Annotated in this window: 28 protein-coding genes and 1 other RNA gene; 6 read left to right on the top strand and 23 right to left on the bottom strand. The window is 51.1% G+C overall.

All coding sequences use genetic code 11. From position 1 onward, the window contains the following. A partial coding sequence (locus FC49_RS02450) for a glucose-6-phosphate isomerase (RefSeq protein ID WP_478212002.1) occupies positions 1-674 on the bottom strand: 674 nt, incomplete at its 3' end. Between the two features lie 155 nt (positions 675-829). On the opposite strand from FC49_RS02450, the gene FC49_RS02445 reads away from it, so the two are divergent. Continuing rightward, positions 830-1,444 carry a sugar O-acetyltransferase gene (locus FC49_RS02445; protein ID WP_056984024.1) on the top strand — a complete coding sequence of 205 codons (615 nt, stop codon included), beginning with the start codon at positions 830-832 and terminating at the stop codon, positions 1,442-1,444. 115 nt (positions 1,445-1,559) lie between these two features. On the opposite strand, the gene FC49_RS02440 is transcribed toward FC49_RS02445, so the two are convergent. From FC49_RS02440 to cdaA, 15 genes are all read right to left on the bottom strand, one after another. After that, positions 1,560-2,450 carry a GRP family sugar transporter gene (locus FC49_RS02440; protein ID WP_056984022.1) on the bottom strand — a complete coding sequence of 297 codons (891 nt, stop codon included), beginning with the start codon at positions 2,448-2,450 and terminating at the stop codon, positions 1,560-1,562. Between the two features lie 154 nt (positions 2,451-2,604). Next, positions 2,605-4,083 (bottom strand): sensor histidine kinase, encoded by a 1,479-nt coding sequence (locus tag FC49_RS02435; RefSeq protein ID WP_003714132.1) that lies wholly within the window; start codon positions 4,081-4,083, stop codon positions 2,605-2,607. 1 nt (position 4,084) lies between these two features. Then, a complete protein-coding gene (locus FC49_RS02430) occupies positions 4,085-4,801 on the bottom strand; it encodes a response regulator transcription factor (protein ID WP_056984020.1) in 717 nt (238 codons plus the stop codon). Between the two features lie 18 nt (positions 4,802-4,819). After that, positions 4,820-5,323: an ECF transporter S component gene (locus tag FC49_RS02425; protein ID WP_056984018.1), complete on the bottom strand. Its 504-nt coding sequence runs from the start codon at positions 5,321-5,323 to the stop codon at positions 4,820-4,822. 2 nt (positions 5,324-5,325) lie between these two features. Next, complete coding sequence (locus FC49_RS02420; RefSeq protein ID WP_056984016.1) at positions 5,326-6,090, bottom strand: PfkB family carbohydrate kinase; 765 nt, start codon at positions 6,088-6,090, stop codon at positions 5,326-5,328. Positions 6,091-6,393: 303 nt separating this feature from the next. Continuing rightward, positions 6,394-6,769: a transfer-messenger RNA gene (gene ssrA, locus FC49_RS09735) on the bottom strand. A gap of 329 nt (positions 6,770-7,098) precedes the next feature. Next, positions 7,099-7,674 (bottom strand): aggregation-promoting factor, encoded by a 576-nt coding sequence (gene apf / locus FC49_RS02415; RefSeq protein ID WP_003715932.1) that lies wholly within the window; start codon positions 7,672-7,674, stop codon positions 7,099-7,101. 310 nt (positions 7,675-7,984) lie between these two features. After that, on the bottom strand, positions 7,985-8,791 hold the full coding sequence (locus FC49_RS02410; RefSeq protein ID WP_003714107.1) for a Cof-type HAD-IIB family hydrolase: 807 nt from the start codon (positions 8,789-8,791) through the stop codon (positions 7,985-7,987). After that, a complete protein-coding gene (locus FC49_RS02405; protein WP_003714135.1) occupies positions 8,784-9,257 on the bottom strand; it encodes a MarR family winged helix-turn-helix transcriptional regulator in 474 nt (157 codons plus the stop codon). Before FC49_RS02405 ends, FC49_RS02410 begins: the two co-directional genes overlap by 8 nt. An 11-nt stretch (positions 9,258-9,268) precedes the next feature. Beyond that, positions 9,269-11,101, bottom strand: a complete 1,833-nt coding sequence (locus FC49_RS02400; RefSeq protein WP_056984015.1) for an acyltransferase family protein — start codon at positions 11,099-11,101, stop codon at positions 9,269-9,271. Positions 11,102-11,526: 425 nt separating this feature from the next. Continuing rightward, a complete protein-coding gene (locus FC49_RS02395; RefSeq protein WP_418287931.1) occupies positions 11,527-11,865 on the bottom strand; it encodes a hypothetical protein in 339 nt (112 codons plus the stop codon). A gap of 231 nt (positions 11,866-12,096) precedes the next feature. Then, positions 12,097-13,917, bottom strand: a complete 1,821-nt coding sequence (glmS, locus tag FC49_RS02390; protein ID WP_003715965.1) for a glutamine--fructose-6-phosphate transaminase (isomerizing) — start codon at positions 13,915-13,917, stop codon at positions 12,097-12,099. Positions 13,918-14,163: 246 nt separating this feature from the next. Then, complete coding sequence (glmM, locus tag FC49_RS02385) at positions 14,164-15,519, bottom strand: phosphoglucosamine mutase (RefSeq protein WP_056984013.1); 1,356 nt, start codon at positions 15,517-15,519, stop codon at positions 14,164-14,166. 12 nt (positions 15,520-15,531) lie between these two features. Then, positions 15,532-16,377, bottom strand: coding sequence for a CdaR family protein (locus FC49_RS02380; RefSeq protein ID WP_003714118.1), 846 nt, complete (start codon positions 16,375-16,377; stop codon positions 15,532-15,534). Beyond that, positions 16,364-17,215, bottom strand: coding sequence for a diadenylate cyclase CdaA (cdaA, locus tag FC49_RS02375; protein WP_003714141.1), 852 nt, complete (start codon positions 17,213-17,215; stop codon positions 16,364-16,366). The genes FC49_RS02380 and cdaA overlap by 14 nt, the downstream gene beginning before the upstream one ends. Positions 17,216-17,316: 101 nt before the next feature. On the opposite strand from cdaA, the gene FC49_RS02370 reads away from it, so the two are divergent. Then, entirely contained in the window at positions 17,317-17,976 is a 660-nt protein-coding gene (locus tag FC49_RS02370) for a DUF1361 domain-containing protein (RefSeq protein ID WP_003714129.1), read from the top strand. 116 nt (positions 17,977-18,092) lie between these two features. On the opposite strand, the gene murB is transcribed toward FC49_RS02370, so the two are convergent. After that, complete coding sequence (gene murB / locus FC49_RS02365; RefSeq protein WP_003714127.1) at positions 18,093-18,986, bottom strand: UDP-N-acetylmuramate dehydrogenase; 894 nt, start codon at positions 18,984-18,986, stop codon at positions 18,093-18,095. Between the two features lie 120 nt (positions 18,987-19,106). Between murB and FC49_RS02360 the strand changes: the two genes are divergently transcribed. Next, the gene (locus tag FC49_RS02360) at positions 19,107-19,643 is read left to right on the top strand and encodes a 3'-5' exonuclease (RefSeq protein ID WP_003714093.1); all 537 of its coding nucleotides are present in this window, start codon (positions 19,107-19,109) and stop codon (positions 19,641-19,643) included. A 23-nt stretch (positions 19,644-19,666) separates the two neighbouring features. Continuing rightward, positions 19,667-20,089 (top strand): PAS domain-containing protein, encoded by a 423-nt coding sequence (locus FC49_RS02355; RefSeq protein WP_056984011.1) that lies wholly within the window; start codon positions 19,667-19,669, stop codon positions 20,087-20,089. 246 nt (positions 20,090-20,335) lie between these two features. Here FC49_RS02355 and FC49_RS02350 read toward each other — a convergent pair whose 3' ends face one another. Next, positions 20,336-20,821, bottom strand: coding sequence for a GNAT family N-acetyltransferase (locus FC49_RS02350; protein WP_003714136.1), 486 nt, complete (start codon positions 20,819-20,821; stop codon positions 20,336-20,338). Further along, on the bottom strand, positions 20,822-21,280 hold the full coding sequence (gene tsaE / locus FC49_RS02345) for a tRNA (adenosine(37)-N6)-threonylcarbamoyltransferase complex ATPase subunit type 1 TsaE (protein ID WP_003714052.1): 459 nt from the start codon (positions 21,278-21,280) through the stop codon (positions 20,822-20,824). 200 nt (positions 21,281-21,480) lie between these two features. Here tsaE and FC49_RS02340 point away from each other — a divergent pair, with 200 nt between their 5' ends. Then, positions 21,481-22,227, top strand: coding sequence for a sulfite exporter TauE/SafE family protein (locus tag FC49_RS02340; protein ID WP_003714088.1), 747 nt, complete (start codon positions 21,481-21,483; stop codon positions 22,225-22,227). Positions 22,228-22,304: 77 nt separating this feature from the next. Here FC49_RS02340 and pta read toward each other — a convergent pair whose 3' ends face one another. After that, on the bottom strand, positions 22,305-23,276 hold the full coding sequence (pta, locus tag FC49_RS02335; RefSeq protein WP_003716121.1) for a phosphate acetyltransferase: 972 nt from the start codon (positions 23,274-23,276) through the stop codon (positions 22,305-22,307). Positions 23,277-23,301: 25 nt separating this feature from the next. Further along, entirely contained in the window at positions 23,302-24,024 is a 723-nt protein-coding gene (locus tag FC49_RS02330; protein WP_003714078.1) for a uracil-DNA glycosylase, read from the bottom strand. Positions 24,025-24,174: 150 nt separating this feature from the next. Here FC49_RS02330 and FC49_RS02325 point away from each other — a divergent pair, with 150 nt between their 5' ends. Then, on the top strand, positions 24,175-24,723 hold the full coding sequence (locus tag FC49_RS02325; protein WP_056984008.1) for an LURP-one-related/scramblase family protein: 549 nt from the start codon (positions 24,175-24,177) through the stop codon (positions 24,721-24,723). Between the two features lie 168 nt (positions 24,724-24,891). On the opposite strand, the gene FC49_RS02320 is transcribed toward FC49_RS02325, so the two are convergent. Together FC49_RS02320 and smpB are read right to left on the bottom strand one after the other, a co-directional pair. Continuing rightward, positions 24,892-25,578 carry a class I SAM-dependent methyltransferase gene (locus tag FC49_RS02320; RefSeq protein WP_056984006.1) on the bottom strand — a complete coding sequence of 229 codons (687 nt, stop codon included), beginning with the start codon at positions 25,576-25,578 and terminating at the stop codon, positions 24,892-24,894. 125 nt (positions 25,579-25,703) lie between these two features. After that, on the bottom strand, positions 25,704-26,177 hold the full coding sequence (gene smpB, locus FC49_RS02315) for an SsrA-binding protein SmpB (RefSeq protein WP_056984004.1): 474 nt from the start codon (positions 26,175-26,177) through the stop codon (positions 25,704-25,706). Positions 26,178-26,194: the final 17 nt, after the last annotated feature.

Raw genomic sequence — 26,194 nt, 5'->3', positions numbered from 1 at the left:
TCGGCACCAGAAGCGGCGATTGGCAGGAGACCAACCGGGCAGAGAACGGAGTAACGACCACCGACCCCATCAGGAATGACGAATGATTCGTAGCCGTTGGCATCGGCTTCGGTCTTCAATGCGCCCTTGGCCTTGTCGGTCGTGGCGTAGATCCGCTTGTTAGCTTCTTCCAGGCCGTACTTTTCAATCAGCTTCTTCTTGAAAATCCGGAAGGCAATGGACGGTTCGGTCGTCGTCCCGGACTTGGAAACGACATTGACGGAAAAGTCCTTGTCACCGATCAATTGAAGCAGGTCGTGAACGTAGGTCGAGCTGAGGGAGTTCCCGGCAAAGATGACCAGTGGGTACTTCCGGTCCTTGGCGTCCTGCGCCTGGTAGAAGGTATTGTGGAGGAAGTCGATTGCCATCTGGGCACCGAGGTAGGAGCCCCCGATTCCGATGACAACCAGGATGTCGGAGTCGGACTGGATCTTCTTAGCGGCTTGCTTGATCCGCTCAAATTCATCCTTGTCGTACTCGCTTGGCAGGTGGAGCCAGTCGCGGTAAGCGGCCCCGGCACCGGTCCCGTTGCGGAGTTCATCATCCGCGGCCTTGACCATTGCCTGCATTTCACCGAGTTCGTTGTCATGAACAAATTGTTTCAAAGCACTGCTATCGAATTTTACCTGTGTCATTATAAGCGCTTCTTTCTAAAATAAATTATTTTACTTAATCATAATAGCGGATAATGTAGTCGGTTTCAATCGGAAAGGGCAAATTTGTTTAGTGCTTGTAGAGGCTCCTAAACACTGCCATAATAGTATTTAGAACAGTAAAGGAGTGAATTAAGATGGAAGAAAATACCAAGAGAATGCTGGCGGGCAAGCCCTATTGCCCAGCCACTGCGGAGTTAGACGCGTTCGCCCACTTCGCTCACCGCCTGTGCCGTGACTACACGTTGACTACGGATGAAGATACCGTCGAACGAACAGCCATTATCGAAAAACTATTCCCCAACCATGGTGCTAGCACCTATATTCAGGGTCCCATGTTTGTCGACTATGGGCGTTTTACAACGCTTGGTGATAATTTCTACGCCAATGCCAATTTAACGATTCTCGATACCTGTCCCGTCACCATTGGCGATAACGTCATGTGCGGCCCGAACGTCTCCATTATTACCGCCATGCACCCGCTCCGTTACCAGCAGCGTAACCCACGACAGCTTCCAGACGGCCGCTTTGCTGATTACGAGTACGGCAAACCCGTTACGATCGGCAGCAATTGCTGGCTAGCTGCCAACGTCACAATCTGCCCAGGGGTCACAATTGGCGACGGCTGTGTCATCGGCGCAGGCGCCGTCGTTACACAGGATATGCCGGCCAACTCGCTGGTACTCGGTGTTCCTGCCAAGGCAGTCCGTCAAATCACTGAAGACGATAACCTAGGCAGTTTCCCATATTAAAGCGTCCCACCGCCGCTGATGCGTTCTAGTATTATCACCTTTAAAACAACTAAGAGGCTGAGTTGATTCTCAGCCTCTTAGTTGTTTTATTTCTATTGATTTCCCGGGAAATTATTTAGTGGGCAAATGCCGTCAAGATACTCCCGGCGACAATCAAAATAATTCCGGCAATCGTAAAGGCCATTTCGCGGCGGGTCTTGTGTTCATGTAATACTAACACTCCCCCGATAGTGGCGATTACCACGTTCATCTGGGTAAAGACAAAGGCCACATTGACCCCAAGCGCCCGGCCAGCAAAGATATAGGCTAGGGCAGCGATTCCCCAGGAAAGGCCCCCGAAGATGTTTAAATACTGCTCCTTTTGCTTAAAGGCCTTCGCGTTGCCAGAAGCAAAAGTGTAAATCACAGCACCAATCAAAATCCCAATCATCTCTGGCAGAAAGATTCCCAACGACTTTTCGTCTTTAAGCCATGGAATCTTTGGAAAGGCGGAGTAAACCCAGTAACCAAAAGTCGTGCACAGCAGGAAGAAGAAGTTCTTAACCGTTACCCGCTTACCAGAGCTTTCGTCGGTCACGGAGGTCATCAGGGCACCAATGATTACGACAAGCAAAGCACCAAAACCAATCAGGCGGGCCGCCGTAGAATGCCACTCACCAAAGATGATGACCCCAATTAGGGAATTCCCAATCAGTTGGAATACGGTCGATAGCGGGATAGTATTAGAAACGCCCATCCGTTTGAAGGACACAAACTGACCAATTTGACCAGTCGACCAGAGCGCCCCACAAATAACGGAAATCCAGAAGCCGCGAGCACTAACGACCACGGCACCGGGGTTACCCGATAGCTGTGCAGTTAGGAAAGCAATCAAACCAATGATTGTGGCCCCGGCACCAATTCCAAAGGTCTGGTTAATCGTCGAGCCACCAACTTTACCGGTAATCAGGGGCATAATCCCCCAACCGACAGCCGGCACCAATGCAAGTAGATAAGTTAACACCATAACAATTCTCTCCTATCAATCAATCTACAAGATGATAATCTATCACACTAGAAACGCTTGCACAAGTCCGGAAATTTTGGTCTACCGGTTAAAATGCTGGCACTAATAGTAAGTGAAACCTTTGATAAAAAATTGGTCTTATTGGAACAAACCTTTAATTTTCATCTTTCGCTTGCTGGTTACGCAGGGCGGTTTGACTATCGGGGAAGAAAATTGTAAAGGTACTCCCCTTGCCCAATTCACTTGTTACCGTGATTTTACCGCCATGGAGCTGGACCAGCTGGTGAACGATTGCCAGTCCCAGCCCGGACTCCCCGTACTTGGTGTTCATCCGCGACTTGTCGGCCTTATAGTAGCGTTCCCAGATATTGTCCTGCTGCTCAGCTGTCATCCCGATACCGTTATCCTGAACGACAAACTGCGTCCCGTGTCCTCGCTGTTGACCGCTGATCCTAATCACACCATTTTCCGTGAACTGAATTGCGTTTTGGATAATATTAAACATAATTTGCACGAAGCGGTCGTAATCGGCATATACCAAGAGACCGTCTGGCACTGACAATTCCAGTTGGTCGCCTTGCGCACGGGCCTTCTTTCCTAACTGCTCCTTGAGGTTTTGGAGAACCGCAGACGCGTCAAACAGCTTTCGTTCCATCGAAATTTGGTTTGTCCGAATCTTTTCGTAATTCAAATTATCGTTGACCAGGCGGATCAACCGCTTGGTCTCATTCTGCATCAGTTCGATGCTATGCTGCTTATCTTCTTCTGGAATCACGTCGTATTGAAGTCCCTCAAGGATTCCGTTAATCGTCGTCAACGGGGTCCGCATTTCATGAGCGGCATTGGCCATAAACTGACGCCGCCGCTCCTCCTGGGAGTGGATTTCTTCGTGCGAACTCTGTAGTGAGGCCGTCATCTGGTTAAAGCTCCGCCCCAAGTCACCAATTTCATCATTACCCAAAATCCGCAGACGGACATCGTAATTGCCCTTAGCAACCTGGTGGGTCAGCTCACGCAGTCGTTTGATCCGAACGGTAATTGACCGGGAAAAGAAGTAGCTGACCAGCAATGTCATCAAGCCGGCGAAGAGGAGCGCTACTAACAAGTTCAGCTTGATCTGGTGCATATTCCGTTCAATCGGCGACACAAAGGTCGCAATCGCTACTACAGCTACCAGCTTGTTCTTGTTACGGTAAGGGCGGATAATTTCGGTCATTCGGGGCATATTAGTTGCCGCAACCTGCTTGGAAAGCCGGGGAGTGGTCATCTTAACGTAGATGGTCTCCCCCTTTTCCAGCTTAGCCCACTTAGCAGCCGTAATGGTTGGGGTAAAGCCGTTGCTGGCAAAGAGTTGTTCCTGGTCCCGTCCATAAATGGCAAAATGAACGTCCTGATGGCTCAGCAAGCGGGCATCCGAATGCAGGGCAGGAGTTACAAAACCGGCAAAGGAGTGGTCAACCGGGTCGTAGCGAATTGAATCCTCGACCAAACTATCGGCATCCTGCCGGAGCTGCCGCCAGGTATCCTGGTACATCGACTGGTTAGTCACCTTAATAAAGGAAATACTTAAAATCACCATCAAAATTACGATGATGGTGAAAAAGCTGAGCATCAGCCGGTACATTAACTTCATTTTAGTCAGCTTCGTCATCAAACTTATAGCCTACTCCCCATACCGTCTTAATTACCTGTGGTCCCAAGTCTTCCAGCTTCTGCCGGAGCTTCTTGATATGGGCATCGACAGTCCGTTCATCCCCATAGTATTCATAGTCCCAGACAAGCTGGAGGAGCTGCTCCCGGGTAAACACTTGCCGTGGCTTGGAAGCCAGCGTCTTGAGAAGGTCGAATTCCTTTGGTGTCAGGTCATCAATTTGCTGGTCATAGAGAAAGACTTCCCGGGTCTTAGTGTTCATCCGGAAGTTCTTGGTTTTAACATCAAAATCACGGTCAGCAGTCCCCGGCTGTTCTGCCGGCTGCTTAGCGAGCTGGCTCCGGCGATAGAGGGCCTTGATACGGGCAATCAGTGTAATCGCGCTAAAGGGCTTGGTAACGTAGTCATCAGCACCGATTTCCAGGCCAAGCACCTGGTCACTCTCGGTATCCCGGGCGGTCAGCATGATCAGCGGTACCGTCGGCGAAACCCGCCGAATATTCGCAGCCACCTGCATCCCATCCTTCTTGGGTAAATTAAGGTCCAGCAAGATGACATCCCACTTGTCCGGGGCAGCGTTAAACTTTTCCTCCGCTTCCACCCCGTCATAGGCAAACTCATACTGCCAATTTTGCTTTTTCAAGAACATTGCCATCATTTCACAGACGGAATGGTTGTCTTCAATCATCAGTATATTCACAATGATCCTCCTTTAACTCTATTTAAGTGAAATATTCAGGCGCCGCCGCAGGGGTTTAGCAAACAGGAGCGCGATCAATGCTCCAATCAGTCCCTGGATGGTATTAGGGATAACCCCCAGTGTCCCGGTCGCCCAATTGTACAGGAACGAGTCGGCAAAGAAGTAGCAGACCACCATCACAATAATTCCAACTGCAAGGCCCAGAAAGCGGCCCCAACGCCCTGGCAGCCAGCGCATTACCAGGCCGGTCAGCAAGCCCTCTAGTCCGTGGGCAATAAACGAAAACGGAGCGTACTGAGCAAAGCCGGAAATCAGGTCTAAGAAGAGGCCGGCAAAGCCCCCGATCGTACCTCCATACCAGGGACCGAGCAGCATGGCCCCAATAAAAATGGCGGCATCACAAAGGTTCACGTTGCCCCGCGTCCACGGTAACGGAATTAAAAAGAGGCGGCCGAAGACGATTGCCAGCGCCAAGAGCATTGCCGCCAAGGTCATTTTTTTAGTTTGTACTTGTTTTTGCATTGCTATTTCTCCCTCGTTAAATAAGTCACTAACTTCTTGAGCTGCATTCCCAGCAAACGCTCACCCGCAGGTACGGCCGCGGTCTCTTCGACTGCGACGGCGAGGGCCTGGGTAGCCTGGTCAACGGCAGTGCGCAACCCACTGCCCCGCGTTAAGTAGCCGTAAAGGAGTGCCGCAAAGCAGTCCCCGGTTCCATAAAAATGTCCCGGGAAATAATCGGTCCCGCTAAACAGCAGCTGGTCACCGTGGACCAGCCAGGAGCCAATTCGGCCATCCTGGTGGATCCCGGTAACGACCAGCTGACCGGTAATGCCGCCCTGATGGAGCAGTTTCGCCATGTGCAGGCAGTCTTCCGGGTTGGGCTCACTGACGCTTTGCCCGGTCAGTAGGCACAGTTCGGTCCAGTTGGGGGTCAGCACGGTCGCATCCCGGCACAGGTCGCAGAGGGCTGCGGGGTACGTAGCCTGCAAGCCCGGATAAAGGCGGCCTTGGTCCGCCATCACCGGGTCGACCACAAGCTGGTTGGGGGCCAAATCGTGGATGATCTGGCGGACGGTGTGAACTTCCTGGGCGCTACCGAGGTAACCAACCAGGGCCCCCTGGAAGGGCAACTGGAGCTGGGCCCAATGCCGGGCAGTCGCCTGTTGCCAGTTGGTCGTGTCCAAGGCGACTGGGGTGGCAAAGCCCTCAGTCTGGGTGGACAGGACCGTAGCGGGCAGGAGAGCGGTCGTAATCCCCATTGCTTGAAGAATTGTCGTTGCGGCCACCAGTGAAATCTGACCGAGCGCTGAAAAATCCTCAATGATAATACTTGCTTTAGTTTCGACGACGTCCCGCCCCCTTTAGTTAATCTTTCATCATTATATACTTCTCCCGTGAAAATTTAAAAGGAGATTAGACAATTTAGCCTTTGAACAGCGGTAGCGGAAAACAAGCCAGCCGTACCGCCACTAGCAGGAAAGGAAAATTGGCCGTGGATTGTTCCCAAGGGCTTCGCCGCCAACTTCGGGAGGAAAATAAAAAGCTGATTGTCAACGTTTAACACCATTGACAATCAGCCACGCCTTTTAAAATGGAGATGACGGGAGTCGAACCCGTGTCCAAGCATATCGCCATTTCAACCTCTACGTTCGTATCTCAACTATTTAGGATTCACTAGCCAAAACGCCGTTGATCAGGGCCACCATGACTAGCTAGCTTGATTGATCTCTTCTCACTGCTTCAAACGGGAACAGGGAGCGTAGTCCACTAAGATATGAAACCTACATTCGCATCATGGACGAACCCGAAGTAGATTTACGCGTGCTACTTGTTAGGCAGCAACTGCGTAAGAGTTTGAATTATTGTTTGCAGTTATAATTTAAAACTGAGCGTTTTTACGAAGACGCAACCTTCGAAACGCAGTTGAAACTCGACCTATACCTGTCGAATCCAAAAAACATCCCCGGTACGTTATGTATCATAACATACTCGGCCACCCCGTGCATCAATTTTGCCCTGAATATCGCTAAAGGGCTGGGAGAAAACGATGGTTTTCTCCCAGCCTCTTGCTAGTTCTTAACTATTATAAAGATAACGTGTGAAACCAATAGGCTAACTGCGTGTCGTAACCACAGGGCTAGTGTCTAACGCCGCGAAGCAAGGCTATTTGCCTACGAACGCTAGCCGGCCCGTGCCGTGCTAACTATCGTTCTAGGTTAGCCATACGCCCTGTCGAGAAGGTTATTTCCCACTCTCTTATCACTTCTAAATTTACCGAAATGCTCGTCGGCCGTTTACCACCAACCGTTAGCCATCCAGTGGGCCTGGGCGGCCTGCCAGGAGCCGTAACGGTTTTGCATATACTGTTGGGCGACTTCTTCTTGGTGCTGCGGCGAGAGATCGCCACCGAGGTAAGCCAGGTCTAATTGGTAACGACCATAGTGAACCCCGTTTTGCGCGGTGTAGCTGCCACCAGATTCCCGCTGGGCAATCCATTCCTTGGCAGCCTGTTCACTGCTGCTGAGATTAGCGGACTGGCTCGTCTTCTGCGCCGCGTCCTTGTCTTCATTGCTGTTTTGGCTAGCAGCATTCTGATCGTTATCATTCAACGGCGCAATCTCACCGTTGCCCTTGATCAGGAGCTTTTGGCCAACGTGCAGCTGGTTAATATCGCTAAGGTTGTTGTCCTTAGCAATTTCATTAATTAAGCTGTTGTCCTTGGCGAATTTGTAAGAAATACTCGAAAGGGTATCACCACTTTGAACGGTGTAAACCATGTCGGCGTTAGCGACCACAGCAGTCGTGCTAACTCCTAATGCAACCACCCCAAGAGTAGTAAAGACTTTAACTAAGTTTTTCTTAGTATTCATATGTAAAACAACCATCCTTTATTAATCTGATTATTCGTTCAACGCTCTCTATACTACACGGCGAACTTTACCATCTTGTAACAGCTTCTTTTCTCTTTCCCCTTTTTCGGCATGAACTTGTTAATCTACTGTAATCTTATGTTCGACCCAATTATCAGCAGCCAGTAATCCTTACTGCCCGTTGGGATTACATTCCTTTGCGAGTGTGATAACTACTGAACAAGGCCCCACTAAAAAAACGAATTTACAAGAAATTCTTAATAAATTCCCGTAAATTCGTTTCCTTTATGCCTGCTAAACCGGCTTTTTATTACAATTGTGTTGCAAAATACCGCTCACAATACTTGGCAACTCCGTCATTATTATTGCTATCGGTAATTGCCGTCGCGGCCGCTTTTACCTGAGGCAGGCCGTTTTTCATGACAATCCCCTGGGCCGCCGCCCGAATCATTTCCAAATCATTATCCGCGTCCCCGAAGCTCATCAAGTTGCTGAAGTCCTCACCAAAGTGACTTAGCAGGGCCTTGAGACCCACCGCCTTATTAACGCCCAGCGGCAGGAACTCCATAATCATCGGCTGCGATTGCACCGCATGGTACTTCTGCTTCAGGCTGGCCGGCAGGTGCTTGATGATTGGCGCCAACTCCTCAGGGGTGATTGCCATCACGGCCTTGCTGTATACCTTTTCCGGCAGGTGACGGCTGGCGATGCTTTCAAACTTGATGTTCTTTAGGACCGTCCGGTAAATCGAACCGGGAAAATCATTCAGCTCGTATACCCGGTCGAAGTCCAAAACATTCAGCGGGATTTCGTTTGCTTCCACGAAGCCCAGCAACGGCTGGAGATCCTGCTTCGCCATTCCACGCTCAAACAGGTGCTCCTTTGTAAGGTTGTTGATTACCAGGCCACCATTAAAGGTAATCGTATAGTCCTCTGCCGCAGTCAGCCCCAGCTGCTCAATATAGGGCCAGATGGCGTTAATCGGCCGCCCGGTACACAATACAACGTGGATCCCCTGTTCATGCAGCTTCTTGAGCACCGCCTCATTCCGTGCTGAAATCTCCTTCCGGCTGTTCAGAAGAGTGTTATCTAAGTCCAAGGCAATCATCTTAATCATTTGCTCGTTGCTCCTTACCTTCATCCAATTCCCCTTGCACGATCTGCTTGTTAAATTCAGCTAGAAGGTCCAACAGCTGCTTGCCGCGGTCGCTGCCAAACACACTGACCCACCTGCTGAACCGTTGCTGGACCTTTGTACTGATTCTCTCTTCAACTTGTTTTCCCAGCGGTGTTGCCGTCAAAGACTGCCGCCGCCGGTCACGCGGGTCGGGCTTTTGACGCACGTACTCATTCGCCATCAAAACCCGCAGTTGGCGCGAAACTGCGCTCCTGGTCACCTGGCGCTGTTCGGCAATCTCCATCAGCTTAATCCCCGGCTGTTTGCTAATCGTCCGTAAAATCATGTACTGCTCAAACGACAATGAGTACTCAGCAGACGGTTGAGAAATAAAGTTGCCGAGGCCCTTCAACCCGGTCAGGTAAACATCTACCGCCTGGTCCAATAACTGGTCGTCATCTACCAATTAAGCCACCCCTATTTACTATTCAAAATTGCTTTGGCAATCATCCGGGTATAGTGGACGTTCCCCTGTTCATCCATGTGAACATTGTCAGCGGCAAACCAGTCAGCGTGATTATTGCTCTCCTGGTACCAATCGATGACGTGAACGTTCTTATGCTGCTTAGCGGCCGTTTTAATCTGCCGGTTAACGGTTTGCTGCCATGGCCGCGTCGGGACATGGGCAGTAATCCAGAAGACCTGGTGGTCGGCCCCAATTCCCGACAGGATTTGGTTAATGGTCTCCTTGGTCATCGCACCGTTAGTTCCCAGGTTGAGAACCACGATTTTGTTAAGGTGGCCCTGGGCTTTGAGCTGGTCAATCACGGCCGGCGTATCAGCTCCCTGCCGGCCGACCTGGGCGTCAACGTATGCTTGCGGCATCAGCTTCTGAATGCTGCTAGCGGCATCCGCCATCACCGAGTCCCCGACTGCCGTAATCTTAACGTTCTGCAGTTTTTTGACCTGGTCGCTGGTCAGGTTATATTCCTTCTCCAGCTTCGTTGGCTGAGCCGTTGAGGCCTTCTTGCCCTCCGCAATCTGTTTGTTATTTTGCGCCGCCAGCTGGTGGTTGCGTTCAATCTGCGCTTGAACCACGTTCTTTGCTGGCTGGTGATCCGGCTGACTAAAGCCGAACAGCGCAATTCCGAGTGTCAAAATACTAAATGCCAATTTGATTCCTCCTTGCCAAGTGACGGACCGTAAATTCCACAAATCCTGGCGGACATTTGTCCAATCATAGTGGGCTAACGGCCGTTCCAGCAGCTGGTAAGACAGCTCGCTGATAATGGCAATAATCAGCAGTTCGATCACCGCGTTAATCAGCGGGTGCAAACCCACGTGAACCCACCGCTCATAGAAAATCATTACCGGGTACTGGTAGACGTAAATCCCATAGGACCGTTTGCCGACCCAGGAAAAGAACCGGTTCGTCAGCCAGCCATTCAGTGAAGCGCCCGGATGTAAAATCATTGCCACAAGAACCATCCCGACGATGCTGTAAAAGAACATCCCTCCGCGGTAGGTGGCCGGGTTCTGGCCGTTCAGCGTGAAGAAGCCAATCACCGTAAGGACAATTGCGGCAATCCCGATTCCATTGAGTTTTTCCACGTCCGAGCGGATCAGGTTGCGCGGCAGCTTATCCAGCGGCCAAGTCAAACCAAGCCAGGCACCCAGCAAAAGGGAAAAGGCCCGCGTGTCCGTCCCGTAGTACACCCGGTTAATGTTTTGCGGGTCATAGAGAATTGCCATTTCGACAGCTGATAAAATTGCCAAGAGCAGAACCAGCCACTTGACCGTCCGCCGCTTGAGCAGGTGCAGCATCCACACGAGAATGATTGGCCACAGCAGGTAAAACTGGGCCTCCACGCCGAGGGTCCAGAGGTGGGTAAATGGTGACGCGCCCCCAAACTGGTCAAAGTAGGACTGACCATTTTTAATTTCCCACCAGTTATAAACCCAAAGCAAGTTGGTAATGACCGTCGCCTTGATATGGTGCAGCAGGGGACGGGCAAACAGGGTGATATACGCCGTGGTCAGTACCAGCATCGCAATCATTACCGGATACAGGCGCTTAAACCGCCGCTTGTAAAAACCGCGAATATCGAAGGACCCGTCACGATCAAAGTGCTTCGTGACTTGATATGTAACAAAATAACCCGAAACCAATAGAAAAAGAGGAACCCCCAGATAGCCCCCCTGAAGTACATTCGGTAATAGGTGGTAGATAATCACTCCTAGTACCGCTAAAGTACGCAGGCCATCAATACCTGTAATATATTGACTGCGCCTCTGCATTGCTGCTCTCATCTTCCAAAAACCTCCACTTTTCTCTTACTCCTCATAAAATTATACTGGCTTAACCAGCGACTGTATAGCCTTTTTTCCGATTAAAAACGACGAATGAAGTAGAATGAGCTGACCCGGTTCATTGTACCCCAACCAGCGATCTCCTGCGCTGCTGTATTTTATTTTTAAAACAGTAAAGGGCTGTGACATAAGTCCTATTACTTTAATAAAAAGCGAACAGCGCAGTACACAAATGGGCTCCAGTGCTCGGCAAAGCCGAACTCTGAAACCCTATTTGTGCTTGCGGGGGCGTGAAGACGAAGTCGTAAATGACTTCTGTCACGCTCCCCACCACTTCATTTCCGTTGAGCCTGTAAACCTAACCGCAGGCTGGACACAAGCACTGAAAGCCATCAGCGGTTCTCTGGTCGCTGGTTAATGATTTCCTAGCCGACGTGGTTTTCCTTGAGAATATCTTCCACGACCTGGTCCATTTCTGGGGTTCGCTTCCACTCCTCCCAGTGGTCCATCGACTCATCCTGCATCTGGTAGTGGCTATTGACATAGTCCTCATACTTAATCACATTCCGGGAATGGGGAATATTAAGCTGGAGGATCCGAACCTGCTTAATAAAGCCCCGTTCGGCTGCCAGTTCGGCCCGGCCATTATGGACCATGTTGCCAATCTCATAGTAGCTCGTCCCATCATTGCGAGTAATTTCTTCAATCAGTGTTAATACTTGCTGTTGTTTTTCCAAGACGTCCTTCTCCCTTCTCTTAACCATTATAGGGACTTTAAAACGAAAAATCACCGTCAAAATGACGGTGATTGGCATAAGAGAGAAAGAGAATTGATTAGAAGGTAAATACTTAATACCTTGCAACTATTATGATAGCGGTTACACAGTAATAAGTCAACAGTAAATCCTAAAAATGTCAATTTAAGAACCGTTTTTAAACCAATAAAGAGCCGGAGAGCGCTGTCAAACAGCACCTTCACCGACTCTCTTAATTTTTTATTGAACAGTAACGGACTTGGCAAGGTTCCGGGGCTTATCCACATCCAGTCCTTTCCCCAGGCTAGTGTAGTAAGCTAGTAGCTGTGCCGGGATGACGCTCAGCAACGGCGTCAGCACCTCATCAACATCCGGCAGGACGATGGTGTCATCTTCCTGGGCCAGGTGGCGAGCAACGATCGTGATCGTGCTTGCACCCCGCGCCTTGGTTTCATCCAGGTTGCTCCGGGTCAAGCCCGCGGTCCGGTCCTGGGTAATAATCCCGATTACCGGAGTCTGGTCTTCAATCAAGGCAATCGTCCCGTGCTTGAGCTCACCGGAAGCAAACCCTTCTGCCTGAACGTAAGAAATTTCCTTGAGCTTGAGGGCAGCTTCCAGGGAGACGGTCCAATCAATACCCCGGCCAATGTAGAAGGCGTTCCGTGGCTTTGACAGGTAGCGGGCCGCCACCTCTTCCAGCGTCTTCTTGCTATCGGTAATGGATTGCATCCCGTTAGCAACTAAGCCCAGCTGGTGCTTAACATCAAAGTCCTTCGCCGCCTGCTTACCAAGGTATTCACCAAGGGCCTTGGCGAGGATGGCTTCCACGGCGATTTGTGCCGTGTAGGCCTTAGTAGAAGCCACGGCAATTTCAGGACCAGCGTAGAGCAGTTCCGTAAAGGTCGCCTCCCGGGAGAGGGTTGACTTATCCACGTTCGTAATGGTCAGGCTCGGCCAGTTATTCTTATTGACGTTTACCAAGACCTGACGGCTATCCGCGGTTTCCCCACTTTGACTGAGGAAGATGAAGAACGGCTTCTTTGACAGCAGCGGCTGTTCGTAGGCAAATTCAGATGAGATATGAACGGTCGTTGGAACCCCGCAGAGACGTTCAAAAATCCGGGCGCCAACTAAACCGGCGTGGTAGCTGGTTCCAGCACCAATGATGTAGAGGTGGTCCGCCTCCGCCATTGCCTTCAGTAACTCCGTGTCGATGTGAGGCTGGTCATCATCGCCAAAGTATTCCTGAACCAGCTTCCGCATTACGGCAGGCTGTTCATCAATTTCCTTCAGCATGTAGTATGGGTAAGTCCCCTTATCAGCCGCGTTTTCATCCATGTCCACGGTGAAGGTATCCCGCTGCTTTTCGTTCCCGGAAAAGTCCTTGATGGTAACGTGATCCGGCTTAACAATCACTAGCTCGTGGTCTTCAATTTCCATGAACCGGTTGGTCTGCTTGATCATCGACATCGCGTCAGAGCCGACCATGTTGTAGCCATCAGCCAGACCAACCAGCAACGGGCTCTTGTTCTTAGCCACGTACAGGGTATCCGGCTGTTCCCGGTCCATCAGGACAAAGGCATAGGAAGAATCATCACTGATCAGGCGCAGCACCTTCAGCAGGGCCGCTTCCGTCGTCATCTGGTCCTGCACGACAAACTTGTCAACCAGTTGAACCACCACTTCGGTATCAGTCTGACTAGCAAAGTGGACGTCCGCCAAATACTCCTTCTTTAGTTGAGCATAGTTTTCGATTACCCCGTTGTGAACGAGGTAGAAACGGTCATCTTGAGAGTATTGCGGGTGCGCGTTGGCCTCGTTTGGCTCCCCGTGGGTTGCCCAGCGGGTGTGACCAATCCCGGCTAAGCCATGGACGTCATCCGTCAGTGCCGCCTCCAGATTGCTAATCCGTCCCGGGCGCTTGACCAAGTAGTCATGGCCATTCTGGTCGTTGACGTAGACCCCAGCGGAGTCGTAACCACGATATTCCAGCCGTTTCAACCCTTCAATCAAGATTGATAAACTGTTGTCAGTACCTGTAACTCCAACAATTCCACACATATTAATTCCATCCTTTTTTAGTTAGCATTTAATTCGTTGAATTGGTATAGATATCTCCGAAATAGCTACCTTTCGCGTAACTGTATTGTATAGTACAAGTTTTAAAAATATTTGTCAATCGGTTGCACTTAATTGGTCTAGCTCCGCTGGAATTCCCTAATCCGCCCCATACCGGGACACAATGAGCTTTAAAATAGCAAAGAGGCTGGAAGAAATTTCTTACCAGTCTCTTGCTAGTTTTAACTATTATTCAACTTCCAGTTCTGCTCGGGCAACGTCGCCGATCTTTTCCACGTACTGGTGAACCAGTTCTTTAGTCGGCGCTTCCGCCATAATCCGCAGCAACGGCTCAGTTCCGCTTGGCCGGACCAGGACCCGCCCGTTGCCAGCCATCGCCGTTTCAACTTCGCCAATGACTGCCCGCAGCTTGTCATTTTGCATGGCGGCACCCTTGTCGGCCACCTTGATGTTCAACAGTTCCTGTGGGTAAGTGGTAACATCACTCGCCAATTCAGCCAGGGTCTTCCCGCTTTCCTTCACTACCGAGAGGAGCTGAAGGGCGGTCAGCATCCCATCACCAGTTGTGTTGTGGTCAAGGAAGATAATGTGGCCCGACTGCTCGCCACCGAGGTTGTAGCCGCTCTTTAACATTTCTTCAACGACGTAGCGGTCGCCAACCTTAGTCTTAACGCTCTTCATCCCGTGCGCTTCCAACGCCTTGTACATTCCCAGGTTGCTCATCACAGTAGTTACGACCGTATCCTTCTTCAACAGCCCCTTGCTATCCATGTATTTCCCACAGATGTACATAATTTTGTCGCCATCAACGATGTTACCATCAGCATCAACGGCGATGCAACGGTCCCCATCACCATCAAAGGCAATTCCGAGGTCCGCCTGGTTTTCCACCACAGCTTCTTGCAGGCCCTCAGGATGGGTCGACCCGCAGTGCAGGTTGGTGTTCAGGCCATCCGGCTGGGCATTGATGGGAACGAAGTCAACGTTCATGTCCGCAAAGAGGTTCGGCACAAACCCGCTCGTGGCCCCGTTAGCAGCGTCCACGACCACTTTGAGGCCGCTCAAATCGGTCGAAACAGTCTGTTCCAGGAAGGAAGTGTACTTCAATGCCCCCTCATGGTAGTCGGCCACCATTCCCAAGCCTTCATCAGACGGCCGTGGCAGGGTGTCTTCCGGGGCGTCAAGCAGCTGTTCGATCTCGTATTCCAGTTCATCAGACAGCTTAAAGCCGTCCCCACCAAAATACTTAATCCCGTTGTACTTAATCGGGTTGTGGCTAGCGGTGATCATGACCCCCGCGTCCGCATCTTGAGCCCGAACCAGGTATGCTACTCCCGGAGTCGTGACTACACCGAGCCGGAGGACTTCAATCCCAACGGATAGCAGGCCGGCGACTAGGGCATTTTCCAGCATTTGACCAGAAATCCGGGTGTCCCGTGCCACTAGGACTTGGGGCTGCTTCCGGTCTGAATGACGGGTCAAGACGTAACCGCCCGCCCGGCCAACCCGAAAGGCCAGTTCGGGGCTCAAGTCTTTATTTGCCACCCCACGAACACCATCTGTACCAAAATATTTAAGTTTCATCATTTTTCTCCTTTAATCGTTTGTTGAATACGAACTGCTGTCGGCATCGCTGTCAGCAGTCTGATTATTTCCCCGGCTAGTCGAAGCTGAATTGCTCGACCGGGAGTCGCTTGTGCTGTCGCTGCTCGATGCTGAATCATTCCCCCGGCTAACTGGAATCGTGACGCCAGTTACCTTCGGCATGATAACCACGTTCAGCGTCTGGCCGTTCTTATCAACCGCCTGCAGGGTCACCTGCCGTTGGAAGGTTCCCTTAGCGTCATTTGGAACTGCCACGAAAGCAATTACCCGGCTGACCCGGTTGACCTCTTCCCGCGAGCCAGTTACCTGGACCACGTCAGTATCAATCCGTGGGCGGCCAACCGTATAGCCATTTTCGAGGTCGTGGTTGCTCAACCGGACGTCCACCCGCATATTGATTGTCTTGCGGGGCTGGATATTAACCTTAATATACCGTGGCTCGGTCACCGCGTGCAAGTCTGAATTAAGGCCGCTGGTCTTCACCGCCACCCGATGTTCACCTGGTGCGAGATCATTCAGGTCAGCATACACCCGAAAATTCTGGGTATTGCTCGTCGTCGTGACTAAGGCGGACGGCCCGCTGACCTTAACCTTCACGTACTGGGGGTAGCCGGTCACAACGTAGCGGTCGTTATCAACCGTAATGTTGAGCGGCATTCGAATGCTAGCTGTCCGGTTGGACATCAAGGCACTATTTTCATTGCTATCCCGGGTGTTTTGCCGGAGAAAACCGTTTTTGCTCCCGTTCACGTAAATAAACAGGAAAATCGCCAGGATCAGCGAGAGCAAGCGCAGCACCCACCGTCGGCTAAAGATTCCATCATTATTTCTGTTCATGACGGCCACCTCCCCGACGTCCAAACTTTGCATAGAGCTTAGTCAGCAAATTATCCCTGTGCTGGGGCTCGTGCTTGTAGAGCTGGGCCCGCAGGAACTTCAGGTAGTCACTCTGCGACATGTTGCGAATCAATTCATTATCCTTGGTGATGGAAACTTCACCCGTTTCCTCAGAAATTACAATCGTGAGGGCGTCCGTCACCTCGCTGATTCCGACCGCGGCCCGGTGCCGGGTTCCCAGTTCCTTGGGAATCAGCTTGCTGTCCGAGAGGGGAAGGTAGGCGGCCGCGACGGCAATCCGGTTATCCTTGATGATGACCGCCCCGTCGTGCAGCGGTGTATTAGGGATAAAGGTGTTGATCAGCAGGGCCCCAGAAATATCGGCGTCCAGCGGAATCCCGGTTTCAATATATTCTTCCAGGCCAGTATTCATCTGGATACTGATCAGCGCCCCAATCCGCCGCTTTGACATATACTGGATTGCCTGGTCCAGCTGCTTGATCAACTCTTCTTCCGTTTCGTTAGTCGTCTGGTGAGCGGTAAAGAACGACCCGCGTCCTAAGTGCTCAAGTCCCCGCCGAATTTCTGGCTGGAAGATAATCACAATCGCAATTACCCCCCAGTTAATGACCTGATCCATCAGCCAGGAAACGGTACTCAACCCGACATACCAGCTGACTACCTTTACCAGGATAATTATCAGAATCCCGCGGAAGAGCTGGACCGCCCGGGTCCCCCGAATTAAGATCAGCAATTCATAAATCAAAAACCAGATTACGAGGATATCAATCAGGCGAATTAAGTTTTGCCACGTCAGAAGTGAAACAATAAACTGCATAGCATCTTCACCATCCTCTAAATTCACGTTCATATTATATCATTTTAAGGGATAAAAATCTGTTATCCTGGAAGTATCAACTTAGCAAAGGGAGCATCCTTATGAAACAGTCCACTTTCTGCTGGCTTATCCGGCTTTATTTCTGGTCCTTGATAATCTTATTAGCAGTCTTCGTCAAACCACCCTATGATTTCATGGCTTTCAACACCTTTCTAGGCTACCTGCCAATTGAAATCGGGATGCTGCTGCGCCGATTCAATGACCGCCGCGCGTTGGCCTTCTGGGTGCTTTTAGTCATCTGGCTCCTCTTTTATCCTAACGCACCCTACGTTTCGACGGACCTCTTCCACCTCTCATGGCTCCATCCCCACACCAACGTCACCGGGATTCTCAAAACCGACCCGGTCATGTGGCTGATTTTTGCCATGATGCTGGTCTGCGCGCTTTCCTGTCTGATTCTCGGTACCATCAGCCTCGACCATACCACCCGTCAGCTCACCCAATTGACCAGCCCGCACCATCCCCGCCTCCAATACTGCTGGCTCGTCCTCTTCATGCTGACCGCCAGCACGGGCATTTACATCGGCCGCTTTTTGCGCCTCCACTCCATCTACCTCCTGTTTACCCCCTCCTGGTTTTTCAAGCAGCTCTGGGGGATCTGGTCCTGGCCGACGGTGGAATTTATTTTAATCCTGACGGGAATGCAGCTGATTGTCTACTGGCTCCTCAAACTTACCCAGCAGGCAAGCAAAATGATCTAACTCCCGACATATTTTAAGCTAAATGACCCCCAGAACCGGGCAAAAGCCAGGTCCTGGGGGTCATTTTTGCTAGCGACCGGCTGCCATAATGGTCAGCCGTCGCACTTGATTGTTATCTAATTGCGGCCAATAATTCGGACTTCAGTTTGCAGGCTCACGCCGAACTTTTCCTTGACCGTTTGCTGGACGTGGTGGATCACCGCCACGTAATCATTCGCGGTTCCGTGGTCAATATTAACGATAAAGCCAGCGTGCTTGGTCGATACCTGGGCACCACCTGCCGTATACCCCTGCAGGCCCGCGTCATGAATCAGCTTACCGGCAAAGTAGCCCGTGGGTCGTTTGAAAACACTCCCGCAGGATGGCAGGTCCAGGGGCTGTTTAGCAGCGCGACGGGCGTTTAATTCATCCATCTTTGCGGCGATTTCATCGTGGTCACCGGGTTGGAGACTAAAGGTGGCGTCGAGCACGACCCCATGGTTATCCTGCACACTGCTGTGCCGGTAGCCAAAGTCTAATTCTTCATTATTCAGCCGTTTAACCGTGCCGTCGGGCAGCAGCACGGTGGCACTCTCCACGACCTCCTTGGTTTCACCACCGTAGGCCCCAGCATTCATAAAGATGGCCCCACCGATACTGCCAGGAATCCCAGCTGCAAATTCTAGCCCAGTCAGACTGTGGTCCCGGGCCGCAATTGTGGTCTCAATGTAGGCGGCGCCGGCCTGGGCAGTGACCCGGTTACCCGACACACTGATTTTATTCATCCGCGTCAAAATCAGTGTCAGGCCCTCGATTCCACCATCACGAACAATCAAGTTGCTGGCGTTGCCAAGCACGGTCAGCGGTAACTGGTGGTCATTAGCATAAGCCACCAGTGTCTGGACCTCTTCCACATTTTTAGGGAAGGCCAGCCAATCAGCCGGACCACCAGTGTGGGTATACGTGTAGTGCATTAACGGTTCGTCCTGCTTGATTTCAATCTCCGGGAACTCTGTCATCATATTAGCCATTATTATTCCTCATCCTAGTTCATAAATTTGCTTACCCTGATATTGTATCATTTAATTGCAAAAGCAGGCGGCCATTTGTACAATTAAGCTATTAACGGTCTACTAAGGAGGCAGAATTGAATGAATTTTATTGCAATGGACTTTGAGACGGCCAGTGCGAAACGTTATAGTGCCTGCTCACTCGCCCTGACCATTGTCCGTGACAATCAAATTGCCGATGAGTTCTACACCCTCATCAACCCCCAAACCCCATTCTTCTGGCGCAACGTCCAAATTCATGGCATCCACGAACGCGATGTCGCTGACGCTCCCACCTTCCCCGAGGTTTGGGAACACATCAAGGGCTTCTACACCCCCGAAAAGCTGGTAATTGCCCATAACAACCGCTTTGATAACGGGGTCCTCAAGAGCACCCTTGAGCACTACGGAATTGAGCCGCCAGCCTACCAAACATTGGACACCGTTGTCAGCAGCCGGCGGCTTTTACCGGGTTTGAGCAACTACAAGCTCAACACAGTCTGCGATGCCCTCAACATTGACTTGCATCACCACCACAACGCACTCGATGACGCGCAGGCCTGCGCTAATATCCTGCTGTACCAGGGACAGCACTTTGGTAGCCAGCGCCTGCGGCCGTTCATCAAGATGGTTGGCTAGAATAATAAAGGAGAATGATTACGATGGCAGAAATTCCATTACATGGCGGGGCCTTAACGACCACCCAGCTCAACGCCATTTTTACTACGATCCCGGTCGAATTCGACTTCATTGACGAAAACGACATTGTCCGCTGGTCATCGGCAAACCGGCACCGATTATTCAAACGAACCGATGATGACCTCGGCAAGCACGTCTTGGAGGTTCAACCCGGCCACAGCCAGGGACGGGTCAAGCAGGTTTTGCATGAAATGCACAGTGGTGACCGTGATTCCATCAAGATCCTGATTCACTACCACAAGCGTCCCATTAGCATCGCCTTCTACGCCCTGCACGACGACCAGGGCAAGTACATCGGCTGCGTTGAAGTCACCCAGCCGGTCGACGACATGCAGGAACGGGGTTCCTTCTTGCGGAACATCAAGCAGATGTTTAACCGCCACTAGCCCCTCAGCTTCCAGGGCGGTCACGTGATATTGTCAAACATTCGTACCTACCACGAGGGACTGAGAATTAACTCAGTCTTTTTACTATTCTAAAGATAAAAATGCAACAACGCAGTGGCTGGCAGTTCAAACGCTGATCAATCAGCATTTGACCAACCTAAATAGGCTAGCTGCGCGTCGAAAGACAAACACCCAAAATCAGCTTGCTAGCCGATTTTGGGTGTCTTTTCTCACTCTCTCGTTTTCCTAATTTTGGTATTCCATTTCTAAGACTTTCCGCTGGCCGTCCCGGTGTTGCCCGGTTTGCCGGAAGCCGAGTTTTTGGTAGAGGCGGATTGCCGGAACGTTTTCAGCAAATACCGTCAGCACCAGCCGCTGGAGGCTGCTGTAATTCTGGAACCAGTATTCGGCCTCCCCCACTAATAGTTGGCCAATACCATTGCGCCAGTATGGTTTAGCAACCACTACGCCGAGTTCGCCAGCATTCGGCTGCTTTTCCAAGACCATGACCGTCACAATCCCAATTGGCTGGTTTCCTAACATTGCCAGCATGATCACACAGTCGTCAAAACTGTTAATCATTTCAATATTGCGGCGTTCCTGCTCTGCTGTTACATCGGCCAGGTGCGGAATTAATACGGCATCGCTCTCCGTAGCTGCTTGGCGGAGGAAGTCGAGGACCTTTGCCGCATCGTCGGCCGTCGCCAGTTTGATGTGCACTTCATCAGCCATTTAAGCCACCACATCAGCTAGCAGCTTTTGGAAGTGGGCCCCGTGGGGTTCAAATTCCAGGACCCGCTTATTTTCGTCGGCCGTCCGCTTAAAATGAATCGCTAAAAAGTCGTCTGGCAATTCATCCTCAACAAATTCAGCCCATTCAACAACACTGACCCCATCGCTGTCAAAGTATTCTTCCAAACCCAGGTCTTCGCCACCACCGTTTTCCAGGCGGTAGGCATCCATGTGGTAAAGGGGCAGGCGCCCATCGTGGTATTCGTGGATGATCGTAAAGGTCGGGCTCTTGATGATATCCGGAATCGCCAATCCTTGGGCCAGGCCCTTGGTAAAAGTGGTCTTGCCAGCACCCAGGTCACCATCGAGCACCAGGACATCGCCAGCGGCCAGCTGTGCGCCAATCGCTTTGCCCAGCGCAATCGTGGCCTCCCGGCTGTCCATTTCAACTGTCTGCATTGTACTCACCTCAGTAAAGTTATTGCTTGTCCCTATTGTAGCCTATCGGTAATGGGAACACAAAGGACAGCTATCGCCCCGGACTTTCTAAGACTGGGTTGACATTCCAACGGGAACTGGCTATGCTATTGGAGAATTAAATTAATCGGTAAGTGCAGGCGTACCCGAAACAAAATTGTGCCGTTGAGAAAGGATTTTTTATGCTCTCAACGGCTTTTTTGTTATCAATGAGTCTACTAGCTGGAATATTAACGGGAATTATCGGCATGGCCTCCCTCACTTTATACCCGGTCCTAATTTCAATCGGGATTGCCCCCGTCACTGCTAATGCCACGATCACCGTCGCAACAGTTGGTGCCGGGCTTGGGACCGTCATTTCCTCGCTACGAGAACTCAAAAATCATTGGCGAACAGCCATCCTAGTTGCCCTAATCAGCACCGGTGGAAGTATCCTAGGCGCCCTGATTCTCATCCACAGTTCCAACACCGGTTTTAAAAGGATTGTTCCCTTTTTCATCCTGTTAGCTGGCATCCTGCTTCTGCGACCAAACAAGAAGGAACCTCGGTCGAATTTACGACAGAGTACTTTCATAGTCACGGTCAACTGGCTCAGTGTCATGCTGATTGGCTTATACAATGGTTTCTTCGGCGCCGCGTCGGGACTATTAATGATTGCGGTCTTATCAAAAGTGATTGGCGGCAAGTACGCCACCTACAACGCTATTCGCAACTTTGCCTCCTTTTGCAACAACTGCGTGTCTGGAATCATGTTCATCTGCCTGTTGCCAATTCAATGGAGCGTGATTGGGCCATTGCTAATCGGCCTCTTTATTGGTGGTTACATTGGGCCCGTAATCGTTCGCTACGTTCCCGAAAAAGTAATCAAAAAAGTGGTTGGCGCCGTGGCAATCATCTTAGCCCTCGTGCTAGGCTGGCAGGCCTATTAACGCTATTAATAAAGCACCAAAGCTCAGAATTGGGAATAATTTCCGTAATTCTGAGCTTTGTAAATATTAGTTATTATTTATGCCCGAGCTGCCGTAATCAGGGCAACCTTGTAAACGTCATCCTCGTTGCAGCCCCGCGACAAATCGGCAATTGGGGCGTTCAGTCCTTGCAGGATTGGACCCACCGCGGTAAAGCCACCAAAGCGCTGGGCAATCTTGTAGCCAATGTTCCCAGCTTCCAAGCTTGGGAAGATAAAGACGTTGGCATGACCGGCAACCTTGGAATCAGGTGCTTTTAATTCACCGACCTCCGGTACAAAGGCCGCGTCGAATTGCAATTCACCATCGGCAGCAAGGTCTGGTGCCAATTCATGAACCTTCTCCGTGGCTTCGGCAACCTTGGTAACCATGTCGCCCTTGGCCGAACCCTTGGTAGAGAAGCTCAGAAGAGCCACCTTAGGGTCAATCCCAAAGAGCTTAGCCGTTTCGGCACTCTGGACGGCCACTTCAGCCATCGTTGGCGCATCTAATTCGATGTTAATCGCACAGTCCGCAAAGATGTACCGTTGGTCGCCCTTGAGCATCAAGAAAGCCCCGCTAATCCGGTGAGAACCAGGCTTCGTCTTTACAATTTGCAGAGCTGGACGAACAGTCGAACCGGTGGAGTGTACCGCCCCGGAAACCATCCCGTCAGCCTTGCCCATGTAAACCAGCATGGTTCCAAAATAGCTAACGTCCTTGAGCATTTCTTCTACCTGCTCAGGAGTGTTCTTGCCCTTGCGCCGTTCCAGCAAAGCATCAAACATTGCTTGCTTGTCCGCTGCCGGGTACTCAGCAGGGTCTAAAATCGTCAGGGCAGAAATATCCCAACCATTTTCCTTGGCAGTTGCTTCAATTTCACTCCGCTTGCCGAGTAAAATTGGCTTGAGCAGACCATCTTGTTGCAGACGAACAGCAGCACCAAGGACCCGTTTGTCTTCCCCCTCTGGGAAAACGATCGTCTTGTTTTGTCCCTTTACCTTGGCAGCAATCTCTTCAAATAATTCCATTATGCAAGTACCTCCTCAATTGATCCTAAGCATTTTTCGGCAGCTGATCCGCTGGGCCTTCATCAACTTCCGGGTTTGCCGGCAGTTGCCAATCAATCGGCTTTTCTCCCATCGCCTGAAGTGCTTCATTGGTCTTGGAAAACGGTCGTGACCCAAAGAATCCGCGGTTAGCCGACAGCGGGCTCGGGTGGGGCGACTCCAGAATAATGTTGGTGTTCGTATTAATCAGCTTCTTCTTGTCCCGTGCGGCCCGGCCCCACAGGATGAAGACAACCGGCTGGGGCCGTTCAGACAGGGCGTGAATTGCCGCGTCCGTCAGCTGTTCCCAGCCGTGTCCCCGGTGAGAATATGCCTGCCCCGCCCGAACCGTCAAGACGGAGTTGAGCAATAGCACGCCCTGGTCAGCCCAGTGCTTGAGGTAACCATGGTTCACCGGCTGAAAGCCAACGTCGCTCTGCAATTCCTTATAAATGTTTTGCAACGAGGGCGGAACCGCCACCCCCGGTAAGACAGAGAAACTACAACCATGGGCCTGATGGGGACCGTGGTAGGGATCCTGTCCCAAAATCACGACCTTGACATTGTGAAAGGGAGTCCACTCGAACGCCTCGAAGATATGGTGCATCTCCGGGTAAATCGTCCGGTGCGTGTACTCCGTTTTCAAGAAATCATGCAGCTGTGAATAGGACTGGCTTTCAAACTGGGGCTTCAAAACATCCCACCAGTCATTGTGGATTAATTGTTTCATGACTATTTTGCACCTCGCTTTTTATTTTATCATATCTGATTTACTGGTAACAGTGGAACTGAAAACGCTTTTGCGAGGGTCAAGATTAGTCATTTGCTGACCAAGCTGGTAGAATAGGTTTAATAATTAATCAAGGATGGTGGTGACTTCGTGCGGCAGTTGTATCTTCGAGATCATTCGACGGACCTTCATGGAACAACGATCATTCAGGACCAGCAGGGGCAGTCCCGGTACCTTCTCGCTGGCAAGTGGGGGTTGCACCATGATGTTCTCTCCCTCTATGCAATCAATGGGGCCCTCCTCGCTGAAGTCAAGCAGCTTTCGCTCGGCTTACTGCCAAAGTTTGCCCTTTATCAGCACCGCCAGCGGGTCGGCACCGTTGGGAAGTCCTTTGGCTTTGTCCGCCAGGTAATTTACATTCGGGGCCTAAACTGGATTATTGTCGGCTCGCCGCTGGGCAACCGCTACCGGGTCTTTGGCGGCGGTCGGCTCGTTTTTGCTATCAAACCTGTCCAGCTCACCGGCACCTACTACCATGAGCTCCAGGTGGAACGCGAAGCAGATGAACCCCTAGCAATTTTAATTGCCAGTGTGCTGGACCACTGGGCCCGCAGTGGACAGGTTAACCAGCAGCGCGTCGGTTTTACCAACCGGTCACTTGAAGGCGATCTGGAAATGAACTTTAAAATCAAACAGTAAGGTTAAGACGAGGCTGGGAGAAATCTCAGCCTCTTAGCTATTGCAACAACGCAGAAAGACGAACACCGCCAATCAGCTGGTCAGCCGGTTGGCGGTGTTTGTTTCATTCTCTGAATTTTTCAATTATAGTCACGCTTCTCCACAACCGGCCTGCTCCCGTATCTCCGCCTACTTCTCGGCAACCAGGATCCGGGTCGGCAGCCAGCCCCACAGGCCATTAAACCCGGCTCGCTTAACACTGACCTGGCGGCAATTTTGCTCGTTTAAGTAGCGCTTAAATTCGCCGACATGTTCCAAATCAATAATAACCAAGTAGCCAGCCGGCTTGAGGACCCGCAATGCTTCCCGGAGAGCTAGCTCGCGCTGCGCCTGGGGTTTGACGTTATGGATCGCTAAACTAGCAAAAACATAATCAAAACTTTCATCGTCAAAGGGCAGTTTAGTCATATCAGCGGTTTTGATTTCGGCAACATCACTGACCCCGGCTGCTTCAATATTTTGCTGTGTCGCGGTAAGGGAGTTACTCGACTGGTCAGCAGACTTCCACAGGTCGATCCCCACCACTTTGCCAGGGCGCTGAAGTTTGCCCGCCACCGCTAATAAAACCGTCCCGTGCCCAGTCCCCAGGTCGAGCACCTGACTATTTTGGGGGATTTTTAATGCCGCGACCGTTTGCCGGATAATGGCGTACTTCCCCCAGTAACTGGTGTGGACAAAGATAGTCGCGAGGACCAGCATCAATACCGGGAAAAAGAAGTTATACAGTTGGTGCGAGTTCCAGGCTGGAATCATCCCCACCAGCCCACAGGCCGTGAAAATAATTGGTACCAGCGGTGCGTCAAGTCCCTTTTTCATTGCTTAGCTTGCTCCTTCAATTTTAATGCTCCAATTATACTATCCTAGCAAATGATTGGCCAGCCTGTCTCAGTCAAAACGGCAGCGTCATGCCCGTTTCGTGACACAACGCTGCCGTTTTTCTGCTAATAATGCTTCATTACCCGTTCAATTTCACGGTTCTGCTCCCGGCGCTTGATTGCTTCCCGCTTGTCGTACTGGTGTTTCCCCTTGGCAACTCCCAGCAGGACTTTGGCATAGCCGTGCTTAATATACATCTTCAGTGGAATCAGGGTAACCCCCTTATCCTGTAAGACCCCGGTCAACCGGTGGAGTTCCTTTTTATGGAGCAGCAATTTCCGGTTACGCAGAGGATCCTGGTTAAAGATGTTGCCGTTATCATACTCGCTGATGTGAACATTCATCAGCCAGGCCTCGCCGTTTTTAATCTGGGCAAAGCCGTCCTTGAGGTTGACCCGGTGGGCCCGAACCGACTTGATCTCAGTCCCGGTCAGGACCAGTCCCGCCTCGTAAGTGTCCGTCACGAAGTAGTCGTGACGGGCCTTTTTGTTTTGGGCAATTAAGTTATCGTTATTCTTTTGTGGGGATTTTTTGGCCATTTTATCCCTCCATTAGT

This window comes from Limosilactobacillus oris DSM 4864 (genome assembly GCF_001434465.1).
Taxonomy (GTDB): Bacteria; Bacillota; Bacilli; order Lactobacillales; family Lactobacillaceae; genus Limosilactobacillus; species Limosilactobacillus oris.
Note: the sequence above shows the minus strand (reverse complement) of the source record. Positions and strands in the feature narration are given on the sequence as shown.

Excerpts from the sequence above, each read along its gene's own strand:
- tsaE (WP_003714052.1), bottom strand. The coding sequence starts at position 21,280 with ATGCAGACAGTTGAAATGGACAGCCGGGAGGCCACGATTGCGCTGGGC.
- FC49_RS02395 (WP_418287931.1), bottom strand. The coding sequence starts at position 11,865 with ATGGTTAAGAGAAGGGAGAAGGACGTCTTGGAAAAACAACAGCAAGTA.
- pta (WP_003716121.1), bottom strand. The coding sequence starts at position 23,276 with ATGGAATTATTTGAAGAGATTGCTGCCAAGGTAAAGGGACAAAACAAG.
- FC49_RS02330 (WP_003714078.1), bottom strand. The coding sequence starts at position 24,024 with ATGAAACAATTAATCCACAATGACTGGTGGGATGTTTTGAAGCCCCAG.
- FC49_RS02360 (WP_003714093.1), top strand. The coding sequence starts at position 19,107 with ATGAATTTTATTGCAATGGACTTTGAGACGGCCAGTGCGAAACGTTAT.
- smpB (WP_056984004.1), bottom strand. The coding sequence starts at position 26,177 with ATGGCCAAAAAATCCCCACAAAAGAATAACGATAACTTAATTGCCCAA.
- FC49_RS02350 (WP_003714136.1), bottom strand. The coding sequence starts at position 20,821 with ATGGCTGATGAAGTGCACATCAAACTGGCGACGGCCGACGATGCGGCA.
- cdaA (WP_003714141.1), bottom strand. The coding sequence starts at position 17,215 with ATGCAGTTTATTGTTTCACTTCTGACGTGGCAAAACTTAATTCGCCTG.
- FC49_RS02440 (WP_056984022.1), bottom strand. The coding sequence starts at position 2,450 with ATGGTGTTAACTTATCTACTTGCATTGGTGCCGGCTGTCGGTTGGGGG.
- FC49_RS02380 (WP_003714118.1), bottom strand. The coding sequence starts at position 16,377 with ATGAACAGAAATAATGATGGAATCTTTAGCCGACGGTGGGTGCTGCGC.
- FC49_RS02340 (WP_003714088.1), top strand. The coding sequence starts at position 21,481 with ATGCTCTCAACGGCTTTTTTGTTATCAATGAGTCTACTAGCTGGAATA.
- FC49_RS02445 (WP_056984024.1), top strand. The coding sequence starts at position 830 with ATGGAAGAAAATACCAAGAGAATGCTGGCGGGCAAGCCCTATTGCCCA.
- FC49_RS02370 (WP_003714129.1), top strand. The coding sequence starts at position 17,317 with ATGAAACAGTCCACTTTCTGCTGGCTTATCCGGCTTTATTTCTGGTCC.
- FC49_RS02400 (WP_056984015.1), bottom strand. The coding sequence starts at position 11,101 with ATGAGAGCAGCAATGCAGAGGCGCAGTCAATATATTACAGGTATTGAT.
- apf (WP_003715932.1), bottom strand. The coding sequence starts at position 7,674 with ATGAATACTAAGAAAAACTTAGTTAAAGTCTTTACTACTCTTGGGGTG.
- murB (WP_003714127.1), bottom strand. The coding sequence starts at position 18,986 with ATGGCTAATATGATGACAGAGTTCCCGGAGATTGAAATCAAGCAGGAC.
- glmM (WP_056984013.1), bottom strand. The coding sequence starts at position 15,519 with ATGAAACTTAAATATTTTGGTACAGATGGTGTTCGTGGGGTGGCAAAT.
- glmS (WP_003715965.1), bottom strand. The coding sequence starts at position 13,917 with ATGTGTGGAATTGTTGGAGTTACAGGTACTGACAACAGTTTATCAATC.
- FC49_RS02425 (WP_056984018.1), bottom strand. The coding sequence starts at position 5,323 with ATGCAAAAACAAGTACAAACTAAAAAAATGACCTTGGCGGCAATGCTC.
- FC49_RS02320 (WP_056984006.1), bottom strand. The coding sequence starts at position 25,578 with ATGAAAAAGGGACTTGACGCACCGCTGGTACCAATTATTTTCACGGCC.
- FC49_RS02435 (WP_003714132.1), bottom strand. The coding sequence starts at position 4,083 with ATGAAGTTAATGTACCGGCTGATGCTCAGCTTTTTCACCATCATCGTA.
- FC49_RS02410 (WP_003714107.1), bottom strand. The coding sequence starts at position 8,791 with ATGATTAAGATGATTGCCTTGGACTTAGATAACACTCTTCTGAACAGC.
- FC49_RS02355 (WP_056984011.1), top strand. The coding sequence starts at position 19,667 with ATGGCAGAAATTCCATTACATGGCGGGGCCTTAACGACCACCCAGCTC.